Origin of the sequence: Acinetobacter sp. LF10 (genome assembly GCF_048585715.1) — a bacterium.
GTDB lineage: Bacteria > Pseudomonadota > Gammaproteobacteria > Pseudomonadales > Moraxellaceae > Acinetobacter.
Genome location: NZ_CP184160.1, coordinates 3,206,609 through 3,222,414, shown reverse-complemented (window position 1 = coordinate 3,222,414; position 15,806 = coordinate 3,206,609). Strand labels below are relative to the sequence as shown.

The window sequence follows — 15,806 nt, the reverse complement described above, 5'->3', positions numbered from 1 at the left end:
AGATAAAAACTTGTTGAGAAACAAGGATTTGGCTAGAAGGGTTAGATTCTTGGATTGATTGGTAGGTTTAAAAAATATCGAAATTACCTGTTGACTTTAGTTTAAATTAGAGTAACATAGCCGACCTAGCTTGATGATGACGAATCATCGAGAAGATCATTAAGAGAATAGAAGAACAACTTGTGTGGATTTTTACTGGTTGATCAATCGAAAATATTTCATTGATTGAATGGTAGAAATTTCTCGAAGTTTATTTGAGCGAATTTTTAGTCAGAAAATTGATGAGCCAAGATTTGTAGCCATAAGCTACTAATGATTTTAAACTGAAGAGTTTGATCATGGCTCAGATTGAACGCTGGCGGCAGGCTTAACACATGCAAGTCGAGCGGAGATGAGGTGCTTGCACCTTATCTTAGCGGCGGACGGGTGAGTAATGCTTAGGAATCTGCCATTTAGTGGGGGACAACATTCCGAAAGGAATGCTAATACCGCATACGTCCTACGGGAGAAAGCAGGGGATCTTCGGACCTTGCGCTAAATGATGAGCCTAAGTCGGATTAGCTAGTTGGTGGGGTAAAGGCCTACCAAGGCGACGATCTGTAGCGGGTCTGAGAGGATGATCCGCCACACTGGGACTGAGACACGGCCCAGACTCCTACGGGAGGCAGCAGTGGGGAATATTGGACAATGGGCGGAAGCCTGATCCAGCCATGCCGCGTGTGTGAAGAAGGCCTTTTGGTTGTAAAGCACTTTAAGCGAGGAGGAGGCTACTAGTATTAATACTACTGGATAGTGGACGTTACTCGCAGAATAAGCACCGGCTAACTCTGTGCCAGCAGCCGCGGTAATACAGAGGGTGCGAGCGTTAATCGGATTTACTGGGCGTAAAGCGTGCGTAGGCGGCTGATTAAGTCGGATGTGAAATCCCTGAGCTTAACTTAGGAATTGCATTCGATACTGGTCAGCTAGAGTATGGGAGAGGATGGTAGAATTCCAGGTGTAGCGGTGAAATGCGTAGAGATCTGGAGGAATACCGATGGCGAAGGCAGCCATCTGGCCTAATACTGACGCTGAGGTACGAAAGCATGGGGAGCAAACAGGATTAGATACCCTGGTAGTCCATGCCGTAAACGATGTCTACTAGCCGTTGGGGCCTTTGAGGCTTTAGTGGCGCAGCTAACGCGATAAGTAGACCGCCTGGGGAGTACGGTCGCAAGACTAAAACTCAAATGAATTGACGGGGGCCCGCACAAGCGGTGGAGCATGTGGTTTAATTCGATGCAACGCGAAGAACCTTACCTGGCCTTGACATACTAGAAACTTTCCAGAGATGGATTGGTGCCTTCGGGAATCTAGATACAGGTGCTGCATGGCTGTCGTCAGCTCGTGTCGTGAGATGTTGGGTTAAGTCCCGCAACGAGCGCAACCCTTTTCCTTATTTGCCAGCGAGTAATGTCGGGAACTTTAAGGATACTGCCAGTGACAAACTGGAGGAAGGCGGGGACGACGTCAAGTCATCATGGCCCTTACGGCCAGGGCTACACACGTGCTACAATGGTCGGTACAAAGGGTTGCTACCTAGCGATAGGATGCTAATCTCAAAAAGCCGATCGTAGTCCGGATTGGAGTCTGCAACTCGACTCCATGAAGTCGGAATCGCTAGTAATCGCGGATCAGAATGCCGCGGTGAATACGTTCCCGGGCCTTGTACACACCGCCCGTCACACCATGGGAGTTTGTTGCACCAGAAGTAGGTAGTCTAACCGTAAGGAGGACGCTTACCACGGTGTGGCCGATGACTGGGGTGAAGTCGTAACAAGGTAGCCGTAGGGGAACCTGCGGCTGGATCACCTCCTTAACGAAAGATTGACGATCGGTAAGAATCCACAACAAGTTGTTCTTCGAAGATGTATCTGAGGGTCTGTAGCTCAGTTGGTTAGAGCACACGCTTGATAAGCGTGGGGTCACAAGTTCAAGTCTTGTCAGACCCACCAAATCTGAAAGATATATCGTTCATTAAGTGATAAGCTGGGGACTTAGCTTAGTTGGTAGAGCGCCTGCTTTGCACGCAGGAGGTCAGGAGTTCGACTCTCCTAGTCTCCACCATGTACTTTACAGAGTACAAGCTAAGAAGATTATAGAGTTTAGTGAATACAGTCTAATTTGACTGGTTTATTAATCTCTGTGATTTATCACAGTTTACTGCAAGCTGACGAGGCTGTAGTTAATCATTAACAGATTAGAATTTGAGTCTGAAATAAATTGTTCAAACTCGATTAAATAGGAAGATAACAAGTAATTGTTAAATTAATATTTAATCTGAGAACTAGCAAAAACACTGAATCAAGCGTTTTGGTATATGAATTTAGATTGAAGCTGTATGGTGATTAAGTTCACAGACAACGAATAGTAGCAATTAAGTTTGCAACGCTAACACTGACTTGTATGTGTTAACGACTGTTTGGGGTTGTATAGTCAAGTAATTAAGTGCATGTGGTGGATGCCTTGGCAGTCAGAGGCGATGAAAGACGTAATAGCCTGCGATAAGCTCCGGGGAGGCGGCAAATATCCTTTGATCCGGAGATTTCTGAATGGGGGAACCCACCCGCTATAAGGCGGGTATCATAAGCTGAATACATAGGCTTATGAAGCGAACGAGGGGAAGTGAAACATCTCAGTACCCTTAGGAAAAGAAATCAATTGAGATTCCCTTAGTAGCGGCGAGCGAACGGGGAGCAGCCCATTAAGTTGTGTGTGTTTTAGTGGAACGCTCTGGGAAGTGCGAACGTAGAGGGTGATATTCCCGTACACGAAAGGGCACACACAATGATGACGAGTAGGGCGAGGCACGTGAAACCTTGTCTGAATATGGGGGGACCATCCTCCAAGGCTAAATACTCCTGACTGACCGATAGTGAACCAGTACCGTGAGGGAAAGGCGAAAAGAACCCCTGTGAGGGGAGTGAAATAGATCCTGAAACCGCATGCATACAAGCAGTGGGAGCCGACTAGTTCGGTGACTGCGTACCTTTTGTATAATGGGTCAGCGACTTATATTCAGTAGCAAGGTTAACCGAATAGGGGAGCCGTAGAGAAATCGAGTCTTAATAGGGCGTTTAGTTGCTGGGTATAGACCCGAAACCAGGCGATCTATCCATGAGCAGGTTGAAGGTTGGGTAACACTAACTGGAGGACCGAACCCACTGTCGTTGAAAAGCCAGGGGATGACTTGTGGATAGGGGTGAAAGGCTAATCAAGCCTGGTGATAGCTGGTTCTCCCCGAAAGCTATTTAGGTAGCGCCTCGGACGAATACCATTGGGGGTAGAGCACTGTTTCGGCTAGGGGGTCATCCCGACTTACCAAACCGATGCAAACTCCGAATACCAATGAGTACTATCCGGGAGACAGACTGCGGGTGCTAACGTCCGTAGTCAAGAGGAAAACAATCCAGACCGCCAGCTAAGGCCCCAAAATCATAGTTAAGTGGGAAACGATGTGGGAAGGCATAGACAGCTAGGAGGTTGGCTTAGAAGCAGCCACCCTTTAAAGAAAGCGTAATAGCTCACTAGTCGAGTCGGCCTGCGCGGAAGATGTAACGGGGCTAAAACTATGTGCCGAAGCTGCGGATTTGACATTAGTCAAGTGGTAGGGGAGCGTTCTGTAAGCCGATGAAGGTGTATTGAGAAGTATGCTGGAGGTATCAGAAGTGCGAATGCTGACGTGAGTAACGACAAAACGGGTGAAAAACCCGTTCGCTGAAAGACCAAGGGTTCCAGTCCAACGTTAATCGGGGCTGGGTGAGTCGACCCCTAAGGCGAGGCCGAGAGGCGTAGTCGATGGGAAATTGGTTAATATTCCAATACTTCTGTGTAATGCGATGAGAGGACGGAGAAGGTTAAGTCAGCCTGGCGTTGGTTGTCCAGGTGGAAGGTTGTAGGCATGTATCTTAGGCAAATCCGGGGTACTCTATGCTGAGAACTGATAGCAAGCTGTACTTGTACAGTGAAGTGGCTGATACCATGCTTCCAGGAAAAGTCTCTAAGCTTCAGTTACACAGGAATCGTACCCGAAACCGACACAGGTGGTCAGGTCGAGTAGACCAAAGCGCTTGAGAGAACTCTGCTGAAGGAACTAGGCAAAATGGTACCGTAACTTCGGGAGAAGGTACGCTGCTGACGGTGATGGGACTTGCTCCCTGAGCTATTGGCAGCCACAGAAACCAGGCCGCTGCAACTGTTTATTAAAAACATAGCACTCTGCAAACACGAAAGTGGACGTATAGGGTGTGATGCCTGCCCGGTGCTGGAAGGTTAATTGATGGGGTTAGCGTAAGCGAAGCTCTTGATCGAAGCCCCAGTAAACGGCGGCCGTAACTATAACGGTCCTAAGGTAGCGAAATTCCTTGTCGGGTAAGTTCCGACCTGCACGAATGGCATAATGATGGCGGCGCTGTCTCCAGCAGAGGCTCAGTGAAATCGAAATCGCTGTGAAGATGCAGTGTACCCGCGGCTAGACGGAAAGACCCCGTGAACCTTTACTGCAGCTTGACATTGAACTTTGACCTTACTTGTGTAGGATAGGTGGGAGGCTTTGAAGTTGGAACGCTAGTTCCAATGGAGCCGTCCTTGAAATACCACCCTGGTAATGTTGAGGTTCTAACTCTGCCCCGTAATCCGGGGCGAGGACCATGTCTGGTGGGTAGTTTGACTGGGGCGGTCTCCTCCTAAAGAGTAACGGAGGAGTACGAAGGTGCGCTCAGCGTGGTCGGAAATCACGCGTAGAGTATAAAGGCAAAAGCGCGCTTAACTGCGAGACCCACAAGTCGAGCAGGTACGAAAGTAGGTCTTAGTGATCCGGTGGTTCTGTATGGAAGGGCCATCGCTCAACGGATAAAAGGTACTCTGGGGATAACAGGCTGATACCGCCCAAGAGTTCATATCGACGGCGGTGTTTGGCACCTCGATGTCGGCTCATCTCATCCTGGGGCTGAAGCAGGTCCCAAGGGTATGGCTGTTCGCCATTTAAAGAGGTACGCGAGCTGGGTTTAGAACGTCGTGAGACAGTTCGGTCCCTATCTACCGTGGGCGCTGGAAATTTGAGAGGATCTGCTCCTAGTACGAGAGGACCAGAGTGGACGAACCTCTGGTGTACCGGTTGTGACGCCAGTCGCATCGCCGGGTAGCTATGTTCGGAAGGGATAACCGCTGAAAGCATCTAAGCGGGAAGCCTACCTCAAGATAAGATTTCCCTAGGAATTTATTCCTCTAAAGAGCCGTTCGAGACTAGGACGTTGATAGGTTGGGTGTGGAAGCACGGTGACGTGTGAAGCTGACCAATACTAATTGCTCGTGAGGCTTGACTATACAACACCCAAACAGTTGTTGTATTCAAGATAAATTCAATACATAACTTGATTTAGTGTGAAAACTAGTTAAAATGCTGAACACAAAGTTAGACTCAATATCTAATCCGTTAATAACTCATTTGGAAAAAGCCTTGGCATAGATAAGACCAAAGCAAGTATCCATAAACAGTTTGCTGGCGACAATAGCAAGAGTGAACCACCTGATCCCTTCCCGAACTCAGAAGTGAAACCTCTTAGCGCTGATGGTAGTGTGGCGTTTGCCATGTGAGAGTAAGTCATCGCCAGCTTTTAAATAATAAACACCCCCCAACCTAACGGTTGGGGGGTGTTTTTTTATTGACTAAAGAAAGAGAAGTAGAATAAAAACCGATTGAATTAATAAAAGGTATTATCATAAGGAGAATTAAATATGCCATCACAAGCTTTTAAACATTTTAGAGTGAATATGATAGATGTTTATAGATTGATTGAATCTCATAATGAAATTAGCCCCAATCATAGAGGAAAGCGAGCACTAGGTCATTTAACACGCAGTGGCGTAGTAATGTTATGTGCATGTTGGGAGTTATATAATGAATCTTTGATTATAGAATCGGCTAGATATTTGGCAAACAAATTAGATAGCCCCCTTTAATTTGCCAATTGATGTTCAAAAACATTTGGCTAAACATGTTAAAGAAGCTAGACATGATTTGAAGCCATTGAAATGTCAGGTTTGGGATGGAGATCAGTTTATGATGCAGCTTGTTGTAATGAAGTTAAAGCGTTAAATACCCCAAAAGCAGCGAAGTTGGAAATTTTATTTAAAAATTATTTAGGTTTTTCAGATGTTATATCTAAATGGCCGAATGGCAAAAATGATATAGATGATTTTGTAACTCTTAGAGGTAATATAGCTCATAATGGTCGATTTACAGATTATGTAACAATTACAGAGTTAAATACATATTGTCAGTTAATCTATCAAACGTGTTTAGCAATAGATTCTGAGATGTGTACTTTTCTCCATACGACTGTGGGATCAACTGTGCAACCATGGAGAAAAGCTCCAAAATAAGCAGTTACCTCAACCTGTGATAAAGGTCAGAGTGAGGTCGCAGGGCAGACATATGTACGTGATTGCGTATCTTAAAAGTCTTTAAATCACCTATAAAAATAATACATAAAAAGAAGCCCCATCATCCTGACGGGGCTTCTTCATATTCAGTTTATGTCGTTGATATCCTATTAACGACCACGTCCTGTGTCTGTTCTTATTCTCAATGAGACTTCCTGCCTCTCTATGATTGATATATTAGCGATTAACTCGGAAGTGGAACAGACGTCAATCTCCCTGATTAATGTACGCATAGACGTACAATTAGGCGATATTATATTTCTGTAGTTTGCTAATCAGCGCTGTTAATCCCTTCACTTCAAACTCATTGGCTTCAAAGTTCTCATCTTTATTGCGTTTAAAGATATCGCGAATTTCAATCACAGCATCTGGATCAACAAGGCCTAAGCTAGAGGTCACTTGGCGAATTTGGCTAATTGAACGGGAGCCATTGGTTGAACCATAGCCGATAAAAGCGGCGGGTTTACCTTGCCATTCTTTACCGACATAATCTAAGGCATTTTTCAGTGCTGGACTATAGCCATGGTTATATTCAGGGCTAATGAAGATAAACGCTTCAGCAACAGCAATTTTATCTGCCCACTGCTGTTGTTTAGGTTGATCATAGATGCCTGTCACTGGTGGGTGAGAGCCTGCAAATAAAGGTAAGCCCCACTCTTTAAGATCGACGATTTCGGTTTGAATATCTTTTAATGCAAGTTCAGTCGTTGCTTGTTGTACCCAATTGGCCACTTTAATTGCAGTCCGGCCTTCGCGAACACTACCAACAATAATATAAATGAGCATATTGAAATTCCTATGTGTTATTGCTTTGATTTTTAAAAATGAATGTCTTTAAATGATCTTATACTTTTCTTTAGCGTAAAAAAAAGCTCTCATTTGAGAGCTTTTTTGTTACATCAATGTGATGCCTTGCTGACCAGCAGGGGTGACTCTGAAAATTTCTACTTCAAAGGTAATATTTTTACCAGCAAGAGGATGGTTAAAATCAATCTCTGTGCTGTCATCATTGACTGATTTTACAATTCCAAACAAGGTCGCTTTGGCTTTATCTTCAAATTCAATCATATGACCAACGATAGGGCGTTGTTCAAATTTAACGGTATCGAAGATTTGGATATTTTCAGGATTCCAAGGACCAAACGCATCCTCAGGTGGCAAGTGAACTGTACGACGATCGCCTGCGCGTAAGCCAAAAAGTGCTTTTTCGAAGTGCGGAAGTAAATTACCATCACCGATCACTAAAGTGACAGGCTCATCACGCCCACGGGTGTTATCAATTTCAACACCATTTTCAATTGAAACGGAAAAATGTAAGTCGACTTTTGAGCCATCTTGAATACGAATTTCTTCGTTGGGTTGGATAATTTCAGTCATCTTAATTTTCCATGTTTGGGTTACGTTTCTTCTCAAGGAAGAAGGTATCAATCAGTAGTAAAATAGTACCTAAAGTAATGGCACTATCCGCAAGATTGAACGCAGGAAAGTGGTTATTTTGATAATAAACGTGGATGAAATCGACCACATAACCTAAGCTAACACGGTCAATTAAATTGCCAATTGCACCACCAAGAATTAACGCAATCGCCATTGGTAATACAATCATTTTCTTTGGCATACGCATCAACCAAAAAATAAAAATGATGGATACCACACCCGCCAAAGAGGTAAATAAATAACGTTGCCAACCACCCGCATCAGATAAAAAGCTGAAGGCTGCACCATGATTATGGAGTAAAGTCCAATTCAAAAAAGGCAGTACTGGAACGGGATCTGCATAATTTAAATGTGAGCTCGCAATCCATTTAGTCCATTGATCCAAAACAATGGCAAGGACTGATAGCCCGAGCCAAAGTAAATTGTGCGGATAAAATTGAAACAAGCCTTTTTTTGCTTGTGTATTAGGCATACTTTCTCACTTCGCCACTGCCAGTGACGTTGACGATACAACGAGCGCATAATCCAGTATGACCAACGTGTGTATTTACATCTGGCAATACATGCCAGCAACGTACACATTTTTCACCATCTGCTGCGGAGACTTGGACACGTAATCCTGCAAGATCCGTGTTTTCACCTTGTTCAGCATAAGGGTGAACGATGACTTGAGAAGTAATCAAGACAAAACGTAGTTCATCAGCCAATTGGTTTAACAATGTTTGTAATGCTTCATCTGCCCAAAGTTCAACTTTTGCAGATAAGTTACTGCCGATGAGTTTAGCGTTACGTGCTGCTTCAATCTGTTTATTTACTGCTGATTTTACGCTAATCAATGTTTGCCAATCTGCTTCAGACAGTAAGTTTGCTGTTGATGCAGTTGGGATGTCATACCATTCAGCGGTAAACACATATTTACCTATTTGTTCAGGAATCAGTGGCCAAGCTTCTTGCGCGGTGAAGCTCAAGATCGGTGACATCCAACGAACAAAAGCTTGCACGATATGATATAGCGCAGTTTGTGCAGAGCGGCGTGCTTGAGAATCCGCTTTGGTGGTGTACTGACGATCTTTGATGATGTCGAGATAGAAGCCACCTAAATCATTGATACAGAAGTTGGTCAATGCGTTGGTGACAATATGGAAATTCATCTCTTCATAGGCTTGCTGAATGGTTTTTTGAACATCAGCAGCACGTTGTAAGATGTATTGATCTAATGCAATCAACTCATTTACAGGTAGAGCATCAGTTGATGGTTTGAAACCATTTAAGTTTGCCAATAAAAAACGTAAAGTATTACGAATACGACGATAACCATCTGACGCACGGCTAAAGATTTCTTTACCTGCGGTCATTTCATAGCGATAGTCAGCAGATGCGATCCAGAAGCGTAAGCCATCTGCACCCATATCTTTGATGATGTCTTGTGGGGTGATGATGTTGCCTAATGATTTAGACATCTTACGACCTTTCTCATCTACCACGAAACCGTGGGTGAGAAGACCTTTATATGGCGCACGTTGATTAATCGCAATTGAAGTTAACAATGAAGATTGGAACCAGCCACGATGTTGGTCTGAACCTTCAAGATATAAGTCTGCTGGATCTTGTAATTCTTCACGTTCACGCAATACTGCGTAATGTGTTGTACCAGAGTCAAACCAAACGTCTAGCGTATCGCGTACAGCATTGTATTGTTCAGCATCCGTACCAATAAAATCGCTCGCATCGCGGTTATACCAACCATCAATCCCTTCTTGCTCGATCAGTTTAGCTACTTCTTCGATCAATTCAGGCGTACGAGGATGCAAAGCATTGGTATCTTTGTGTACAAAGAATGGGATTGGCACACCCCAAGTCCGTTGACGTGAGATACACCAGTCAGGGCGTCCTTCAATCATGGATTGAATACGATTTTTACCCCAATCTGGGACAAACTCGATGTCATTTTCAATCGCATTCAAGGCTGTCTGACGTAAACCTTTAGCATCCATGCTGATAAACCATTGAGGTGTCGCACGGAAGATAATCGGAGTTTTATGACGCCAGCAGTGTGGGTAGCTATGTGTAATCTTTTTATGAGCTAATAAAAGTTTTTTATCTTTGAGCAAATCTAAAATTTTTGGAATTGCTTTATAGATATGCTCGTTAGCAAATGTAGGTGAATCTGGTAAATAAACACCATTACCACCAACAGGGTTAGGAAAGTCTTTTGTTACTTCACCAGCATTAACTAAAACGTTCCAAGCTTTAAAGTCATCGACACCATGAGCAGGGGCTGTATGTACTAATCCAGTACCTGAATCAGCAGTTACATGAGGCGCAGCAATAATATAAACCTTTCTGTCGATGAAAGGATGTTCTACATAAACACTATCAAGACCACAACCAAAAGAATATGTAGATACATCAATATTAGGACATTCTTCTTTCAATTCTTTTACTAGTTCTTCTAATTCCTCTGGTTCGATAAAGTTGGCAAGTTTCTCACCTTTTACGGTAGCTAAAATTGCATACTCATTTTCGTTGAAACCGTACTGAATCATACAGTTTTCAACTAATGCAGAAGATAAGACTAGAAGTTTTTCTCCATCCTCATTAAAAACCTTAATTAGAGAGTAATCTAATCTTGGATGAACTGAAATAGCACAGTTTGCAGGTAAAGTCCAAGGTGTAGTTGTCCAGATAACATAAAGAGTACTTAAATTTTTCAATTTAGCATCTGAATTTAATCCAAAAATATTAAGGACTTGAGATGTATCTGCAGGGAAACCCACATCAATTGCATCTGATTTTTTATCTTCGTATTCAACTTCTGCTTCTGCCAGCGCAGAACCACAATCCAAACACCAGTTCACTGGTTTTAAGCCCGGTTCGATATGACCTGCTTTTGCAATTGCGCCAAGCGAACGAACAATGTCCGCTTCTTGCTTAAAGTTCATGGTGAGGTATGGATTATCCCAGTCACCAAATACACCCATACGCACAAAGTCTTTTTTCTGTAATTCGACTTGGGTGTAGGCATATTCACGACACGCTTTACGGAAAGTGGAGGCATCGACTTTAACGCCTACTTTACCGACTTTTTCTTCAACTTTAAGTTCGATTGGCAGACCGTGGCAGTCCCAACCTGGTACATAAGGCGCATCGAAGCCATCCATGATACGGCTTTTAATAATGATATCTTTTAAGACTTTATTAACTGCATGACCCAAATGGATTTGACCATTGGCATATGGAGGGCCGTCATGAAGAACATATTTTTTCTTGCCAATACGCGATTCACGAATCTGCTGATAAATGTTGTCGGCATACCACTCTTCTAACCATTTGGCTTCACGCACAGCCAAATTTGCTTTCATGGCAAATTCAGTATCTGGCAAATTGAGTGTGGCTTTATAATCCACTGCATTTTCAGGAGTTTGCTTATCGCTCATGCAAGTTTTCTTCCAGTTTTATCAGTCTAAACTGACATGTATTACAAATGAAATTTAAATTTAAAAAGGAAATTTTGGTGTGCGTTCACGATAGTCTCGTAATTTTTGCACATCATCATCGATTCCAGCTTTGAGTGCTTCAAGCGAAGGGTAATTCAGTTCACCATGTAGATAGTGAAGGAAAGTGACCCGCATCAATAAGCCATACAGATTAGCAGAAACATCAGGAAAATGTACTTCTAATCGCCACTCTGGATGCTCTTGTTTGATGGCTGGACGTGTTCCGACATGACCTGCACCAAATAAACTGTCAGCTTGATAGCCTGCAATTCCGTTCAAAGCAGGATCAGTGTGTTTTGTTTTTGCAGTGAGTGAGGCATTTTCACAGACGACATCAACCGCATAAATTCCGTTTAAACACGGTTTATGACGGTTTAAACGAACATTGATGGTTGGAAAATCAAGGGTACGACCAATCTGATCGCCATATTGCACTCGGCCCGTAATGCTATAAGGGCGACCCAACAATTTTGCCGCTAATGCCAAATCACCTTCTTGTAGAACCTGACGGATACGGGTTGAACTGACACGTTCATTATTTAAAGCCACAGTATTTAAATTAGTGACATCAAAGCCGTAATCACGCAAGAATTCGCTGTTGCCTTGGCGGTCTTTGCCAAAATGAAAATCATCGCCTAGCACCAAGCTTTGTGCATTGAGTTTTAATTTGAGTAGGTCGGCAAATTCTGTCGCATTCAAACTTCTAAAATATTGATCAAACCTTGCGACAGCAATGTAATCTACACCGAGCTCTGTTAAATATTCTACTTTTTCTCTAAGCGAGCTAATACGTGGTGGAGCATCATAACCTTTAAAAAATTCAAGCGGTTGTGGCTCGAAAATCATCACTAATGTTTTTAAGCCTTTGGCGTCTGCCAATGTTTTGAGCTGGCTAATCATCGCTTGATGGCCAAGATGGACACCATCAAAATTGCCAATCGTTACCGCAGTCGGTGGTAACTGAAAATCTGGCGATAATGCGTTGAGACGAAGCAACTTCATGGGCGTTAAATTCAGCGAATTTTGCAGAGGCTATATATTGCCATATTCTCAGCGTTTCGTCTTGTTGTTGTGTTTTTACACAGGAATTTTTCAATATTTAGAAGTTTTATATAAATTAAGCTGATTAATTAAATTAAAATAAATCAATTTTTCTTATTTAAATGTTGCTCTAAGATGGTCACATAGTCGCTTGATATTGAGAAAGAGATGAAAAAGCCGTTTTATCAGCTAGAACAAACGATAGATGTGATTCGCCATTTTACCCCAAACTGGTTTACTGCAACCATGGGTACGGGTGTAGTGGCGATGATTTTAGCACAGCTACCTTTTGCTTCATCTCTGTTATTTATGCTTGCGACTAAATTATGGCAATTTAATATTTTGTTATTTAGCACTTTTAGTGTGCTGTATATCTTACGCTGGATTTTATTCCCCAGCGAAGCAAAGCAGATTTTTACTCATCCCAATATGAGCCTATTTTTGGGTGCTATTCCGATGGGCTTAGCCACGATTGCCAATGGTTTTCTCAGTTTCGGTACGCATTTATATGGTGATATTGCCGTTCAAATTGCCACTTACCTTTGGTATATCGATGTTGTTCTTGCGGTGGTGATTGCGTGGGTGGTGCCATTCTGTATGTTTAGCTGCCAAGATCATCAATTACAACGGATGACTGCGGTATGGTTACTCCCGATCGTAGCGTGTGAAGTCGCTGCGAGTTCTGCGGGTCTACTATTACAGCACTTAGCTGCCGATCAACATGCATTAACCATCTTGATCACAGGTTATGTGTTGTGGGGTATTTCAGTATTACCTGCTTTTGCAATCTTAACCATTTTGATGTTACGTTTAGCTCTGCATCAATTGCCTGAAAAAGAGGTGGCGATTTCAAGCTGGTTATGTCTAGGACCGATTGGTACAGGTGCGTTGGCGTTATTATTATTGGGTGAACAAGCCCCACGTATTATGCAGGCGATGGGCTTTGAAGGCTTAGCGACATTACTTCCAGCCTTGGGTATTGTGGCAAGTTTGGTGCTATTAGGTTTTGGTTTATGGTGGTTTGGGATTGCGATTTTGACCACACTGCGCCATATGCGTACTGGCATTCCATTTAACTTAGGTTGGTGGGGACTGACTTTCCCATTCGGTGTGTTTATTTTAGCGATCTTTAACTTGGCGCATCAGTTACATATCGAGTTCTTACAGTATGTGGCGGTGGTTTTAAGTCTGTTGTTGGTTGGTCTATGGACATTGGTAATGAAAAAAACACTGGCAGGGGCATATAGCGGTCAATTATTTTTCTCTCCCTGTTTGGTCGCGTTACAGCAGAAGATGCAATAATATCAAGGTGTGCCGAAGCACACCTTTTTTGTGTCTCTATTTTGATTTGAACGAGTCTTTTTATGAATGCTGATGTTGCTCTGATTATGGCTTTGCCGAATGAATCTAAAGGTTTATTTGAGCAAGCAGGTATTGACGTTCATTACAGTGGAATTGGCAAAATTAATGCAGCATTCAAGGCATTTGAGGTGATTCAAAAGACGGGATGCAAAACGCTGATCAATTTAGGTAGTGCAGGCAGCTCGCACTTCGATGCACATAGTCTGGTTGAGGTGATTACTTTTGTACAACGTGATATGGATGTGTCTCCACTGGGTTTTGCCGTGGGAGTGACACCGATGGATGATGAGATTCCTGCGGAGATTTATACTCAACCACACTTTGAACACTTACCCAAAGGCATTTGTGGCACAGGTGATTCTTTTGAAACAGGTCTTCCAAAGGTCAGCTGTAATTTGGTGGATATGGAAGCGTATGCTTTAGCCAAAGTGTGTCAAAAACTGGGAGTGCGTTTAATCTCGGTCAAATACATAACGGATGGCGCCAATGATACGGCTCATTTAGATTGGGAAGAGAATTTATTACTAGGGGCACAAAAGTTATTGGCGCTGTATCAGGCGCATTTTTAAATGCAAAGGTCTAGCCTTGTAGTTTGTATGGGTGGACTTTTGCGTATCGGTAGGTTGTTGAAATTAAATAATATTTTTATTTATTTGTATGATGTTCATTATGTTAAATAAAATTTATAAAAGGAAAAGTTTGCTTAAATTTCTCGGATATATGTGGATTATTTTTTAGATATTCAATGGATTGTTCTTGCGTAGAAATAGGGTCAAAAATATCTACTCCCCTTAGATAGGAGATGCCTTCTAACGCTATTTTTTCTGTTTTTGATAGCCCAGAGCCTGGCACAAAGCCAATAACTAAATGAATCTTCGCTAGTGAGTCTTCGAAATTTATAAGATCAAACATATAAAGCGGTATTTCATCTTGATCTAAATCGTTGATACAAAGCTCAATCCATTGTCTAAACTCATTTAAATTAATTGCTTCTGAAAATAGACACCCAATAGCAAATCCAAGATCAGAACTTTGTTCTTTATATATTTTCCACATATTTAAATTTATCTAAAATTAACATAATACACCTTATACGAGATCGAAAACAGGTGTCTTAAGCTCCCGTTTCTAATATACTTTTTAAAAATTTCATATAACGCCCATTGTGTTAAATAAAATATTAATTCATAATTTATACTATAAAAAAATTAATTGAGCGGACTAAATGAATATTGATGCAAGCAGAGATCGTGGTCAAATTGATAAAAAAATTATTGAGAATTATGCTGAATCGATTGGGTATAAATTCCCCAAATCTTATGTTGAATTACTCAGTAAACACAATGGATTAACACCTGAAAAGAACTATTTTGAGTTTCAAGATCATAACAATGAGATCACAGATAGAGACGTATATTTTTATAGCTATGGGTACGAAGAAATAGAAGTTTGGGATGAAGAAGATCGTAAAAAGTATGAGGATTCTATCAAAAAATATGAAGCTATTGAATTAAATCAGCCTGATGAACACATGTATGAATTTATGGATAAACATATGGTGATTTTTGGAGAATGTGCAGGTGGTGACCAAATAGCTTTTGATTATAGAGACAACTTTAATACGGATGAGCCACATATTGCTCTAATTTATCATGATGACCTTATCGAAATATCACCAACAGAAAATAAGTTAAGAACTATAAAGCTAGCAGACAGTTTCACTTCTTTTATGGCATTGTTGAAAGAAAATAATTTTTAAATATTTCTAAAATTAACATAATACGCCTTATGAGAAATGTTTGAAGTTTCCTCTTTAGCATCAATATCTTAAAGTAAGCCATTCTAGAGTTCAGCGCACTGGAGCGGCTTTTTCGTGACTATTCATTTTCCATGTATGTTTCTTAATCAATGTTCCACATTTTTGATTAGCTTAGTTGAATAATCACCTTAACCATTTGGCAAGAAAAAAGCGACTAACAAAGTCGC

At 42.0% G+C, this 15,806-nt stretch carries 11 protein-coding genes, 2 tRNA genes and 3 rRNA genes; 10 read left to right on the top strand and 6 right to left on the bottom strand.

Annotated features, from left to right (window positions below):
- The first annotated feature begins 320 nt into the window (after nucleotides 1-320).
- From ACN19N_RS15495 to ACN19N_RS15465, 7 genes are all read left to right on the top strand, one after another.
- Nucleotides 321-1,858, top strand: a 16S ribosomal RNA gene (locus ACN19N_RS15495).
- 59 nt (nucleotides 1,859-1,917) lie between these two features.
- Nucleotides 1,918-1,994, top strand: a tRNA-Ile gene (locus ACN19N_RS15490).
- Nucleotides 1,995-2,030: 36 nt separating this feature from the next.
- Nucleotides 2,031-2,106: transfer RNA gene (locus ACN19N_RS15485), tRNA-Ala, on the top strand.
- 367 nt (nucleotides 2,107-2,473) lie between these two features.
- Nucleotides 2,474-5,364: ribosomal RNA gene (locus ACN19N_RS15480) — 23S ribosomal RNA — on the top strand.
- Nucleotides 5,365-5,538: 174 nt separating this feature from the next.
- Nucleotides 5,539-5,653: ribosomal RNA gene (gene rrf / locus ACN19N_RS15475) — 5S ribosomal RNA — on the top strand.
- The 16S, 23S and 5S rRNA genes sit together here with 2 tRNA genes alongside, the layout of an rRNA operon.
- A gap of 122 nt (nucleotides 5,654-5,775) precedes the next feature.
- The gene (locus ACN19N_RS15470; RefSeq protein WP_420001721.1) at nucleotides 5,776-6,000 is read left to right on the top strand and encodes a hypothetical protein; all 225 of its coding nucleotides are present in this window, start codon (nucleotides 5,776-5,778) and stop codon (nucleotides 5,998-6,000) included.
- Nucleotides 6,001-6,072: 72 nt separating this feature from the next.
- Nucleotides 6,073-6,423: a HEPN domain-containing protein gene (locus tag ACN19N_RS15465; RefSeq protein WP_420001720.1), complete on the top strand. Its 351-nt coding sequence runs from the start codon at nucleotides 6,073-6,075 to the stop codon at nucleotides 6,421-6,423.
- Nucleotides 6,424-6,726: 303 nt separating this feature from the next.
- Here ACN19N_RS15465 and ACN19N_RS15460 read toward each other — a convergent pair whose 3' ends face one another.
- The 5 genes from ACN19N_RS15460 to ribF form a co-directional block, all read right to left on the bottom strand.
- Entirely contained in the window at nucleotides 6,727-7,269 is a 543-nt protein-coding gene (locus ACN19N_RS15460) for an NADPH-dependent FMN reductase (protein ID WP_420001719.1), read from the bottom strand.
- Nucleotides 7,270-7,377: 108 nt separating this feature from the next.
- Nucleotides 7,378-7,860, bottom strand: a complete 483-nt coding sequence (locus ACN19N_RS15455) for an FKBP-type peptidyl-prolyl cis-trans isomerase (protein WP_420001718.1) — start codon at nucleotides 7,858-7,860, stop codon at nucleotides 7,378-7,380.
- A 1-nt stretch (nucleotide 7,861) separates the two neighbouring features.
- Nucleotides 7,862-8,392, bottom strand: coding sequence for a signal peptidase II (gene lspA, locus ACN19N_RS15450; RefSeq protein ID WP_004665388.1), 531 nt, complete (start codon nucleotides 8,390-8,392; stop codon nucleotides 7,862-7,864).
- A complete protein-coding gene (gene ileS / locus ACN19N_RS15445) occupies nucleotides 8,385-11,357 on the bottom strand; it encodes an isoleucine--tRNA ligase (RefSeq protein WP_420001717.1) in 2,973 nt (990 codons plus the stop codon). Before ileS ends, lspA begins: the two co-directional genes overlap by 8 nt.
- 60 nt (nucleotides 11,358-11,417) lie before the next feature.
- Nucleotides 11,418-12,419 carry a riboflavin biosynthesis protein RibF gene (gene ribF, locus ACN19N_RS15440; protein ID WP_420001716.1) on the bottom strand — a complete coding sequence of 334 codons (1,002 nt, stop codon included), beginning with the start codon at nucleotides 12,417-12,419 and terminating at the stop codon, nucleotides 11,418-11,420.
- Nucleotides 12,420-12,626: 207 nt separating this feature from the next.
- On the opposite strand from ribF, the gene ACN19N_RS15435 reads away from it, so the two are divergent.
- Together ACN19N_RS15435 and ACN19N_RS15430 are read left to right on the top strand one after the other, a co-directional pair.
- Complete coding sequence (locus ACN19N_RS15435) at nucleotides 12,627-13,760, top strand: TDT family transporter (RefSeq protein ID WP_420001715.1); 1,134 nt, start codon at nucleotides 12,627-12,629, stop codon at nucleotides 13,758-13,760.
- 62 nt (nucleotides 13,761-13,822) lie between these two features.
- Nucleotides 13,823-14,389 carry a 5'-nucleosidase gene (locus ACN19N_RS15430; protein ID WP_293738117.1) on the top strand — a complete coding sequence of 189 codons (567 nt, stop codon included), beginning with the start codon at nucleotides 13,823-13,825 and terminating at the stop codon, nucleotides 14,387-14,389.
- 103 nt (nucleotides 14,390-14,492) lie between these two features.
- Here the strand turns inward: ACN19N_RS15430 and ACN19N_RS15425 are convergent, their stop codons facing one another.
- Nucleotides 14,493-14,876, bottom strand: coding sequence for a hypothetical protein (locus ACN19N_RS15425; RefSeq protein ID WP_420001714.1), 384 nt, complete (start codon nucleotides 14,874-14,876; stop codon nucleotides 14,493-14,495).
- Nucleotides 14,877-15,045: 169 nt separating this feature from the next.
- On the opposite strand from ACN19N_RS15425, the gene ACN19N_RS15420 reads away from it, so the two are divergent.
- The gene (locus ACN19N_RS15420) at nucleotides 15,046-15,579 is read left to right on the top strand and encodes an SMI1/KNR4 family protein (protein ID WP_269229190.1); all 534 of its coding nucleotides are present in this window, start codon (nucleotides 15,046-15,048) and stop codon (nucleotides 15,577-15,579) included.
- Nucleotides 15,580-15,806 lie beyond the last annotated feature (227 nt).

Bases quoted from the DNA above. Each gene is read 5' to 3' on its own strand.
- ACN19N_RS15470 (WP_420001721.1), top strand. From the start codon at position 5,776: ATGCCATCACAAGCTTTTAAACATTTTAGAGTGAATATGATAGATGTT.
- ACN19N_RS15465 (WP_420001720.1), top strand. From the start codon at position 6,073: ATGTCAGGTTTGGGATGGAGATCAGTTTATGATGCAGCTTGTTGTAAT.
- ACN19N_RS15460 (WP_420001719.1), bottom strand. From the start codon at position 7,269: ATGCTCATTTATATTATTGTTGGTAGTGTTCGCGAAGGCCGGACTGCA.
- ACN19N_RS15455 (WP_420001718.1), bottom strand. From the start codon at position 7,860: ATGACTGAAATTATCCAACCCAACGAAGAAATTCGTATTCAAGATGGC.
- lspA (WP_004665388.1), bottom strand. From the start codon at position 8,392: ATGCCTAATACACAAGCAAAAAAAGGCTTGTTTCAATTTTATCCGCAC.
- ileS (WP_420001717.1), bottom strand. From the start codon at position 11,357: ATGAGCGATAAGCAAACTCCTGAAAATGCAGTGGATTATAAAGCCACA.
- ribF (WP_420001716.1), bottom strand. From the start codon at position 12,419: ATGAAGTTGCTTCGTCTCAACGCATTATCGCCAGATTTTCAGTTACCA.
- ACN19N_RS15435 (WP_420001715.1), top strand. From the start codon at position 12,627: ATGAAAAAGCCGTTTTATCAGCTAGAACAAACGATAGATGTGATTCGC.
- ACN19N_RS15430 (WP_293738117.1), top strand. From the start codon at position 13,823: ATGAATGCTGATGTTGCTCTGATTATGGCTTTGCCGAATGAATCTAAA.
- ACN19N_RS15425 (WP_420001714.1), bottom strand. From the start codon at position 14,876: ATGTGGAAAATATATAAAGAACAAAGTTCTGATCTTGGATTTGCTATT.
- ACN19N_RS15420 (WP_269229190.1), top strand. From the start codon at position 15,046: ATGAATATTGATGCAAGCAGAGATCGTGGTCAAATTGATAAAAAAATT.